Annotated in this window: 11 protein-coding genes; 7 read left to right on the top strand and 4 right to left on the bottom strand. The window is 61.8% G+C overall.

Annotated features, from left to right (window positions below; translation table 11 throughout):
- The first annotated feature begins 468 nt into the window (after nucleotides 1–468).
- The 3 genes from LB536_RS14345 (at nucleotide 469) to LB536_RS14335 (ending at nucleotide 3,045) form a co-directional block, all read left to right on the top strand.
- Nucleotides 469–870: a sugar 3,4-ketoisomerase gene (locus LB536_RS14345; RefSeq protein ID WP_140759765.1), complete on the top strand. Its 402-nt coding sequence runs from the start codon at nucleotides 469–471 to the stop codon at nucleotides 868–870.
- A gap of 102 nt (nucleotides 871–972) precedes the next feature.
- On the top strand, nucleotides 973–2,190 hold the full coding sequence (locus LB536_RS14340; RefSeq protein WP_224593495.1) for an FAD-dependent oxidoreductase: 1,218 nt from the start codon (nucleotides 973–975) through the stop codon (nucleotides 2,188–2,190).
- Nucleotides 2,191–3,045, top strand: coding sequence for a glycosyltransferase family 2 protein (locus LB536_RS14335; RefSeq protein WP_224593492.1), 855 nt, complete (start codon nucleotides 2,191–2,193; stop codon nucleotides 3,043–3,045).
- 83 nt (nucleotides 3,046–3,128) lie between these two features.
- On the opposite strand, the gene LB536_RS14330 is transcribed toward LB536_RS14335, so the two are convergent.
- Nucleotides 3,129–3,869: a sulfotransferase family protein gene (locus LB536_RS14330; RefSeq protein WP_224593488.1), complete on the bottom strand. Its 741-nt coding sequence runs from the start codon at nucleotides 3,867–3,869 to the stop codon at nucleotides 3,129–3,131.
- A gap of 244 nt (nucleotides 3,870–4,113) precedes the next feature.
- Here LB536_RS14330 and LB536_RS14325 point away from each other — a divergent pair, with 244 nt between their 5' ends.
- Nucleotides 4,114–4,332, top strand: coding sequence for an exopolysaccharide production repressor protein (locus tag LB536_RS14325; RefSeq protein ID WP_318013449.1), 219 nt, complete (start codon nucleotides 4,114–4,116; stop codon nucleotides 4,330–4,332).
- A gap of 52 nt (nucleotides 4,333–4,384) precedes the next feature.
- Here the strand turns inward: LB536_RS14325 and LB536_RS14320 are convergent, their stop codons facing one another.
- Nucleotides 4,385–4,660, bottom strand: a complete 276-nt coding sequence (locus LB536_RS14320) for a hypothetical protein (RefSeq protein ID WP_140759750.1) — start codon at nucleotides 4,658–4,660, stop codon at nucleotides 4,385–4,387.
- A gap of 794 nt (nucleotides 4,661–5,454) precedes the next feature.
- Between LB536_RS14320 and LB536_RS14315 the strand changes: the two genes are divergently transcribed.
- Entirely contained in the window at nucleotides 5,455–5,757 is a 303-nt protein-coding gene (locus LB536_RS14315) for a DUF1236 domain-containing protein (protein ID WP_140759747.1), read from the top strand.
- 97 nt (nucleotides 5,758–5,854) lie between these two features.
- Here LB536_RS14315 and yghU read toward each other — a convergent pair whose 3' ends face one another.
- Nucleotides 5,855–6,721, bottom strand: a complete 867-nt coding sequence (gene yghU, locus LB536_RS14310; protein WP_140809990.1) for a glutathione-dependent disulfide-bond oxidoreductase — start codon at nucleotides 6,719–6,721, stop codon at nucleotides 5,855–5,857.
- Between the two features lie 217 nt (nucleotides 6,722–6,938).
- Here yghU and LB536_RS14305 point away from each other — a divergent pair, with 217 nt between their 5' ends.
- Both LB536_RS14305 and LB536_RS14300 read left to right on the top strand, forming a co-directional pair.
- On the top strand, nucleotides 6,939–7,844 hold the full coding sequence (locus LB536_RS14305) for a S1C family serine protease (protein WP_224593482.1): 906 nt from the start codon (nucleotides 6,939–6,941) through the stop codon (nucleotides 7,842–7,844).
- Nucleotides 7,845–7,860: 16 nt separating this feature from the next.
- A complete protein-coding gene (locus LB536_RS14300) occupies nucleotides 7,861–8,847 on the top strand; it encodes a LysR family transcriptional regulator (RefSeq protein ID WP_224593479.1) in 987 nt (328 codons plus the stop codon).
- Here LB536_RS14300 and LB536_RS14295 read toward each other — a convergent pair.
- Nucleotides 8,844–9,572 carry an SDR family oxidoreductase gene (locus LB536_RS14295; RefSeq protein WP_224593476.1) on the bottom strand — a complete coding sequence of 243 codons (729 nt, stop codon included), beginning with the start codon at nucleotides 9,570–9,572 and terminating at the stop codon, nucleotides 8,844–8,846. The genes LB536_RS14300 and LB536_RS14295 overlap by 4 nt on opposite strands.
- Nucleotides 9,573–9,619 lie beyond the last annotated feature (47 nt).

The following is a 9,619-nucleotide window of genomic DNA, read 5'->3' as shown; positions in this document are numbered from 1 at the left end:
AAAAGGCCGGATGGAGCCCCGACTACCTCGCCTCAATCCTCGGTCAACTTCCCCGTTAACCTGGATTCGCAGCCCTGACCACCATGTGAGAAGGGGAAGTCTGGTCGGACGGCCATGGACTGGTGACCCGTCCGGCAGTACCCCGGTCAATTCCCGGGGTCAGCCCTGGCATAAACCAAGTCGCATGGTCGCGCGCTGTCGCTTTGGCAGCGGCGCCGAAGCGCCAGCCGTAACGGCCTTGTTTTGGTTGATCGGTTACAGCATGTCGCGGCGAATAGGATTCGCCTGACCTGCTGTAAGCTTCTGATTTTATGCACGTCGCTATCCGGAGCCGAGGCCACTTCCGGGCGACATGCATTAGAAAATAATTGTGCGGCAGCCGGCGCTGCTATCATTATCCAAATCGAAGAACGACATCGCCATCCTGGCCGCACACCCGGCAGGATAACAGGCTTGGGAGAGGGCACGATGGCGGACCGGGTCTTGTTTGGCGGCAAGGTCGCAGAAATCTCAATATCGGTTCATGGTGACGCCAGGGGGGTCCTGACGCTCGTTCAGTTCGGCAGATTCGGCTTTCAACCGCGGCGGGCGTTTGTGGTCACCGCACCGCACGGGACGACAAGGGGAGGACATGGTCATCGTACGGGGCGACAGCTGTTCATGCATGTCTCCGGAGAGATATACATTGCGCTTCGGTATCGGGAGGAGGTCGAGCAGATCGTTCTGGATTCAACAAACAAGGCCGTGCTCATCGAAGCGCCGGTCTGGTCGAGCCAGACGTATCACGGCGACAATCCGACCATGATCGTTTTCAGCGATACGGAGTATGACCCGAAGGGCTATTTGTTGGATGTGGAGTCGGGCCAATGACCACGGAAGTGTGTCTCCGAGACAATTGGCAGCCATGACTGAAGGCCGGCAGGTGCTTTGCGCAGAGGCCGCCGTGCGGCGGTGCGCTGCGGTTTGTTGCCCATGAAGCTCACTCGCGGCAGAGTGGCGATCCTTGGCGCCGGGATCATGGGCGCCAGCCTTGCCATCATGATGGCAAGACTGGGTTGCGCGGTTACGCTCTTCGACAAGGAGGACGAGCCGCTCAGCTGCGCCAGCCGTTGGAACGAGGGGAAGATCCACTTGGGCTACCTCTATGGTGCCGACCCCTCGATGCGCACGGCAAGGCATGTCATTCCGGGCGGGCTGCGTTTCGGGAAGCTCATCTCGCAATTGCTCGACGAAGATCTTCGGCCACACACGACCCCGGCTGACGATGTCTACCTTGTCCATCGCCGTTCGGTAGTCGATGCGCAGACGCTGTCTGGCACATTTCGTAAAGTGGATGCGCTGCTGCGTGAGCATCCGGACGCATCGCAATATCTGGTCGACGTGTCAAAAGCTGGTTCCGTGCGTCTTTCGCGAGCCGAGCTTGCCGCAATGACAGATAGTGACGACATCGTCGCCGGGTTCCGGGTGCCTGAGCGATCGGTCGATACTCAGTGGATCGCCGATCGGATGGTCGAGGTGGTGAGGAGCGAACCGAACATTTCGCTGCGAATGAGGTCGAAAATCCTCTCGGCGACGCCGACAGATGGAATCGAAGGGCAATGGCGGGTTGCGGCTGAGACCGGGAGGGAGACATTCGACGTTGTCGTCAACTGCCTTTGGGAAGGCCGGCTTGCAATCGATCGGCTTGCGGGTATCGAACCAAGCCCCGGCTGGTCTCACCGATATCGCCTTAGCCTGTTCGGCTGCACCGGCCAGCCGGTCGATGTTGTATCATCGGTGATTGCGCTCGGTCCTTTTGGCGACATCAAGAATTATGACGGGCGTCGTTTCTATATCTCATGGTACCCAACTGGCTTGGTTGCGCAAAGCGGCGCATTGACGTTAGCACAACCCGACGAAATCGCCATGAATCGGAGACAGTTCTTCGTCGATGAGGTTCGCACGGAGATCACCAGGTTGATCCCGGACGCCTCTCGCCTCTTCGAAGCGGCACAGACAATCGACATCCGGGGCGGGTTCGTCTTTGCACAGGGGCAAGGCTCTCTCAGCGACCTCGGCGCCACGATTCACCGCCGTGATCTGTTTGGCACTGCCCGGCGCGGCAATTATCTGTCCGTCGACACGGGAAAATATTCGACTGCTCCCTGGCTTGCTGACATGCTGGCAAAGCAACTTTACGGCGTTGGCTGAATGCATGACACACACACCCAGCCCGGCTGGCACCCACGGGTTACGGCTTTGGTGCCGTGCCATAATGCGGCCGCGTTCATTTCCCGCACGCTTGACAGTCTCGCCTCCCAGACATGGCCGAACCTGGAGATATTGATCGGCGAGGACCGCTCGACCGATACCACGCCGCAGATCGTCGCTAAATTCGCCGCAGGGGACCGCAATGTGCGTGTCCTCAACCGGCAACACAATCTCGGGTGGCTAAGGAACACCAACGACCTCATGGCCAGTGCAGAAGGCGAGTTGATGTTCTTTGCCTTCCATGATGACGTTGTCGATCCAACGTATGTGGAAACGCTTGTGCGAGCGTTGCAGGACAACCCTTCGGCGGTGCTGGCCTATAGCGACGTGGAAGTGATCGAGGTCAACGGCGACAGCGCGACCAGCACCTTCGACCGGTTGTCGGGACTTCATGGTAGCCTGTCGCGGGGCCTCGTTATGGCGCAGCAGCCGCATGGCTGGTGGGTCCCCAATCGCGGGCTGTTCAGGGCATGGGCATTCCATCGCAGCGGCGGGATAAAGCCCAACAGCCAAGGCGAATACTGCGCCGACTGGACTTGGCTTCTGCATCTGTCGTTGCTCGGCGCCTTTGTGCGTGTGCCGCAGGTGCTATGTCACAAGTATTATCGCACAGGGAGCATCAGCAAGGCCTGGACCCACCACCGAACCCAACGAAGAGCCCTCAGGGCCGCGGGGCTCAGGGAAATCTGGCACAGCAGCCTTCCCTGGGCGCAGCGTGCGATCCTTCTGACCGCCATGATGACGAGGCCATGGCGATTGCGAAGGCGTCGCAAGGCGGCGCAATTCAGGCGATGAGACCAAGCCGAGCTCCAAGGCGATCACATCGGCGTTGCCGCAGATGACCATTGATCCACGCATCTCAATTTTTTGCGGCGAGTCTAGCCCAGCCACCACCACAATGCCGCGATCACCGCTGCGATGGCGGCCACCGTCAGCCCTAGCATGATGTAGGAGCCCTTGATGATGTCGCGGATGATCTTCTTGATCGTTTCGCGGTCGTTCAGGTTGGGGAAGGGCTCGTTCGGCTGCGCCACGTCGAGAAAATGACAGAGCGGACCCCAGCCTTCACTGACCTTGTAGACCAGCAGCTTTTCCGGCGGTACGGCGGCCTTCACTTCGTCGACATAGCTGACGTAGCGGGCCACCGCCTTGTCGCGGTCGCCCATGACGCCGGCCAGTGTGCGGCCCCAGATGAGCTTGCGCGACATGTCGCCGAACTTCCGGCCAAACGGCGTGAGCCATTCCAGGATCTTGAACTGCCATAGGTTCTCGGTGAAGTAGATCGTATCGATGGTGCTTTCATACCACGCTTCGGCGCCGCGCGGGTGCAGCGTCAGCAGCACCTTGGCGTCGGGATAGGCGGCCATCAATTCCTTCCAGACGCAGCAGCCTGGATTGTCGACGGTGGCCGTATAGTTGGCGAACACGTGGTTCCAATCGTGCTGGGTGCCTGGCGGGCTGTTGGCCACCATGCGCCAGAAATCGAGATGGCCCTTATTGGCCTTGTTCATGATCACTTCCTGCATGTGGTAGCAGGGCAGGCCGAGCTTGTTCAGCGCGGCAAAGGTCGACCATGTGCCGGTGCGGCCGAAACCGGCTCCGATAAGCTTGAGCGTCATTCCCCGATCCCCCCGGTCTTCTTCTTTTCCCGATTACCGCGGTCAGTGAGCACCAAACTGCTCCTGCCAAGGCCGCCGCGCAACGAATTTCTACGTGGATGTCGAGCCGGAGATCGCGTACTTGCGTAGTTGCTAAAATAATGAAAGCCTGTGTGCAGGTGTGGAGATTTGGAGGGAGTCGCCGGGACAGGAACGGTTTCGGCGATCTTGAAGGCTGATGTATTTTGGGCCATTTCTCGTCGGGATGTCAGCGACCACGATCCTTAGCGCGGTCTGGGCCTATATGGCCACCGGTTCGTTCTGGGAGGCGCTTGCCTGGACAGTGGTGACGTTGGTTGTCTTGCAGGTCGGCTACTTCGTGCTCGTCCTGGGGCTGATCTACAGGCGTGAACAAGACGCCGCCGCAAGCGAGGATTCGGTCAACACCTTACCTCCGCTGCGTAGGGATCGCGTCCGGCTTTGAACTCGGCTGGGATGGCGAACCTCGCGGGTCCGCCATCCCTTGCCTAAAGACGTCAGGCGTGGCCGGCCAGCGCGTTCAGCTTGGCGCAGAATTCGGCATGCGGCTTGCTCATCGCGGCGTCCTGGCATTCCTTCATCATCGCGGTCTGGTTCTTCTTCGACATTTTCGCCCAGACCTTCTTCATGGCAGCGTCCGACTTCATGGTCTTCATGGTCTTGTCGGTGAAGAAGGGTGCCATCATCTTCGGCTCGTCGAGAATGCCAGCAAGTGCCGAGCCGGCAATCACGGTGGCAGCCAACACTCCCAGGCAGACAGTTTTGATATTCATGGATCCATCCTCCCCTGTTCCGGCCGCCGGTTTGGCGACAGCTCGTGTTTAATACCATCAGCCCATGGTCATTTAGAGGCTGCTTATATTATTGAACGGTAACGTTTTGGTGAGGGATGCGCTGAAAGCCGCTTCGACCGGTTGGCTACCAGCCTATCCATTCGTGAGCGCCCCAGGCAAGGCCGACAAGCGGCGCCATGAACGCGAAAATGACAAACACCAGCGTGAAGGGGTGCTTGGTCACGGGAGGACGGGGAGCCATGGCGCGATATCCGTGCTGGAAATTTCATCCGGAAAAATACAGGACACCAACGCCATGAAGTCGACATCGTTGCATCCGGTGCAGCCACGCTACGCGCCCCGCTGGAACCGGATGCCGACGCCGGCGTTTTCGTGCCGTGACCCGGTGAGGCGCCACCTCCGCCGGTCCGTTGGTGGCTCGCCCTGCTCCCGGCAGGGCGAGCCTTTTTTGGACGCTCGGCAGGTCCTCGGAACGACACCCGGCTGCAACACGTTAGTTATCGGCAAGGCGGTGTGCGAACCGAACCATCCACGGAAGACGTCTTCGGTCGCCTTTTCAAGGCATGACGTTTTTTGCCTCTGTCAATAACATGTAGAAATTTCTGGCGCACGCAAAGCATATCTTTGCTGACATCCTCACGCTCGGCGCTAAAAGAATGTGGCATATTGTTGGTTATTTGCCATATTTATTTCAAGAAAAGGGATGGAACCTCCGGGTTACGGACGAGTTTTCCTCCAGGGCGGGACTGGAATCGCCAACCATGGAGATTGTCATGAAACGTTATCTTACGAGTGCCGCGGCTGCCATCGTCCTGCTGGGCGGTGCCGGCGTGGCCCTGGCGGACAGCACCGTCGTTGTGCAGCCAGAGCAGGAAACGGTCGTGCGCGAATACATCAAGAGAGAGCCGCTGGCGTCGGTGAACCTGCTCGGCGTCGAACTCAAGCTCGGCTCGCCGGTACCGGACAAGGTCGAACTGCGCGAAGTTCCCAACGTCAGGTACCGCGTGGCAGTGATCAATGACGAGACCGTGCTGGTCGACCCCGATACCCGTCAGGTCGTCGAGGTGCTGCACTGATCCGTCTCACGCATCAAGCAAAAAGCCCGTCACCGATTTTAACACTGGTGATGGGCTTTTTTTATTTTGACGCCGGCCTTCGACAGCTGTCCCGAATCTACTCGGCGGCCAGCTTGTCCTGTGTCTTCGTGTCGAAATCGCTGGCATCATGGCGTTCGTGCAGCTGCATGGCCGGTTCGCCGAAGGCGCGGTTGACCATGCGGCCACGCTTTACCGCAGGTCGTTTGTCGATCGCCTTCGCCCAGCGCTGCACGTTCTTATACTCGTGCACCGAAAGGAAGGTGGCGGAATCATTATACTGCCGGCCGAGCGCCAGCCCGCCGTACCAGGGCCAGACCGCCATGTCGGCGATCGAATAGCCGGTGCCGCCAAGATATTCCACCTCGGCCAGACGGCGGTCGAGCACGTCGAGCTGACGCTTAACCTCCATCGAGAAGCGGTCGATGGCATATTCGAACTTTGCCGGCGCATAGGCGTAGAAATGGCCGAAGCCGCCGCCCAGATAGGGGGCCGAGCCCATCTGCCAGAACAACCAGGACAGGACTTCGGCACGGGCCGGCTGTTCGGCCGGCAGGAATTCGCCAAATTTTTCGGCGAGATAGACCAGGATCGAGCCGGATTCGAAGACGCGCACCGGGGTCTTGCCGCTGCGATCCATCAGCGCCGGGATCTTGGAATTCGGGTTGATATCGACGAAGCCGCTGCCGAACTGGTCGCCATCGTTGATGCGGATCAGCCACGCATCGTATTCGGCGCCCTCGTGGCCAAGTGCCAGGAGCTCTTCCAGCATCACCGTCACCTTGACGCCGTTTGGCGTCGCCAGCGAATAAAGCTGCAGGGGGTGCTTGCCGACGGGCAAATCCTTGTCATGCGTCGGTCCGGCGATCGGCCGGTTGATGCTGGCAAAGGCGCCGCCATTGCCCTTGTTCCAGGTCCATACTTTCGGCGGGGTGTATTCGGTCATGTCGGCTCTCGTATCGTGGAAGGAGGGGCAGGTCACCCATAGCTAGGGCTGCGGAGAGAGAAGTTCAACTTGTGTTGAACTATTGTCAATGCGGGGCGCGACGCATCGCCCTGCCGGGCGTTCGCCCTATGGCCACCGCTTCTCACCCCTTGCAGCATCTCCCCCGTGGCATACCTATAGAAGAAGCCGCCAGGCATTCGCATCGCAGGACAAAATCATGACCATCAATCCCAATCCGCGCTCCGTGGTTGCCGTGCGGGCGACCGTTCCGGAGGACGCGTTTACCGCCGGCGCGCTGGGCACACTCCGGGAAGGCAGCGGGGTCGTCATCCGCGATGACGGGCTGGTGCTGACCATCGGCTATCTCATCACCGAGGCGGAGGAAGTCTGGCTGACCTCGCATGACGGGCGCGTCATCCCGGCGCACGCGCTGGCCTACGACCAGGAATCGGGCTTCGGCCTCGTTCAGGCGCTGGCGCCCACCGGTCTGCCGGCAGTCGCGCTGGGCGATGCCGGCAAGGCCAGGATCGGCGACTCGGTGGTGCTTGCCGACGGCATCGGTCGGGCGGTCGAGGCCAAGATCGTCACCAAGCAGGAATTCGCCGGCTATTGGGAGTATCTGCTCGACGAGGCGATCTTCATCGCGCCGGCGCATCCGTCCTGGGGCGGCGCGCCGTTGTTCAACGCCGAGGGGGCGCTGCTCGGCATCGGTTCGCTGCGCCTGCAGATGAGCCGCGCCGGCGAGGTTGCCGATATCAACATGGTGGTGCCGATCGACCTGTTGCCGCCGATCCTCGACGACCTGCTCACGCGTGGCCACGTGGCCAAGCCGCCGCGCCCGTGGCTCGGCGCGCTCTCGGCCGAAAGCGACGGCAAGGTGGTGGTGATGAGTGTGACCGAGGGCGGCCCGGCGGCCAAGGCCGGCCTTCGCGAAGGCGACATCATTTCCGAGGTCCGCGACGGTACGGTCGATGGGCTCGCCGATTTCTATCGCAAGCTTTGGGAAAGCGGTTCGGCCGGTGCCGAGATCCCGATGCGGGTGGTGCGTGACGGCCGCGAGACCTGGCTGCGCGTCAAGTCCGCCGATCGCGGCAGTTTTTTGAAGAAGCCGCAGCTGCAGTAGCGGCGTTGCATCGATAATGCATCCCAGACTGCTCAAGACCTTTCTTGCCGTGGCGCGCAGCCGCAACATCACGCGCGCCGCCGAGACGGTTCATCTCGCCCAGTCGAGCGTCAGCGACCAGATCCAGTCGCTGGAGGCCGAGCTGGGTGCTGTCTTGTTCACACGCTCGAAATCGGGGCTGGAACTGACGCCGGCCGGTCTGGCGCTGAAGCCCGTCGCGGAAGAATTGCTGCGGCTCGACGGCGAGGCGCGTGCCGCTGTTCAGGAGGCGTCCGGGCAGACCAGCGGCGCGTTGACCATCGGTGCGCTGGAGACGATTGCCTCGGCCCGGCTGGCGCCCTGGCTGCCAGGGTTCCAGGCCAGTCATCCCGACATTGCGGTGCGGATGAAGGTGACCGACAGCGGCACGCTGCTGCGCCAGCTGGAGGACGGCGACATCGATGTCGCCTTCTGCTTCGATCGCCGCGATGCCTCGAAGGGCGGTGCCGATCAACGCTTCGCCAGGCACACGATAGCGGCCGAACCGCTGGTGCTGGTCGCAGCGCCGGGGCAGAACCTGGTTCCGTGCGACCTTGACGCCCTTGCCGCAAAACGTTTCGTGGCGACGGAGCCTGGATGCATCTACCGGCACATGTTCGATACCGCCTTCGCCGAGGCGGGCATCGGTGCCTCGGAACTTGCCGCCGAAGTCGGCAGCATCGGCGCCATTGCCCGGCTGGTGGCGGCCGGCGTGGGGCTGGGCCTCGTTCCACGTCTGGCTGTCAGCGACGCGCTCGAGCGTGGTGAACTGATCGAACTGCCGTGGCCTGGCCGAGCCCAAGCGGCGCCGCTGACGATGATCTGGCGGCGCCGGCGCGTCCAGCCGCCGGCGCTCCGGCACCTGCTTGCCGCCGCGCGCGACACACTGGCGCCGGCAAGCTCCGGTGCCGGCTCAGGATCTGAATCGGCGAACCGCCCCAAGGCCTTGTTTGCAAACAATTCCGGGAAAGCCGTCGTCAGCTAGACCAAGCGATGCCCGCCCTCGACATGCAGCGTCGTGCCGGTCGTAAAACCATTGCCCATGAGGAAGAAAATGGCGTCGGCGATGTCCTCGGGCTGGCCGATCCTGCCGACCGGCAGCCGCTCGGCCATCGCCGCAAGCGTCTCTGCCTTCCTGTCGCCGGCCACCTGCGCCCAAATCCCGGTATCGACCCAGCCGGGCGAGACGGCGTTGACGCGGACCGGTGCGAGTTCTATCGCCAACGCCCGCACCAGCCCTTCGAGCGCGGCATTGACGGCGGCAACGACCGAGCCGCGCGCGGCCGGGCGATAGGCGGCGATGCCGGAAACGAAGGTTATCGAGCCGGTCACGGCCAGCCCTGGCGCGCCGTGCTTGGCGAGCAGCAACGGGCCGAAGAGCTTGCTGTCGACCACGCGTCGCGCCGCCTCGAGATCGAGCTCCGGCAACAGCCGGTAGGCGCCTTCGATGTCGGCGGCGGTGCTGACGATATGGTCGAGACCGCCGATCTCGGCGAACAAGGCCGCGACCTGGTCTTCCCGCGTGATGTCGACAATGGCTGCTTCGAGGGCGGCGGGATTGCCCAGCGCCTCGCGTGCCTGCCGCAGCCTGTCTTCGCCGCGCCCGGCGATGACGACTTTTGCCCCGGCTTCGAGGCAGCGCCTTGCAAGCGCGAGACCCATGCCGGAGCCGCCGCCGACGATCAGGATTTTCTGGTTTGAAAGATGCATTTCGCTCTGCCTTTGCTGGATTGGGACAAGGGCAGGGGATTGGCAGG

This window comes from Mesorhizobium sp. ES1-3 (assembly GCF_020164795.1).
Lineage (GTDB): Bacteria > Pseudomonadota > Alphaproteobacteria > Rhizobiales > Rhizobiaceae > Mesorhizobium.
This window is presented reverse-complemented; position numbering and strand designations above follow the sequence as displayed.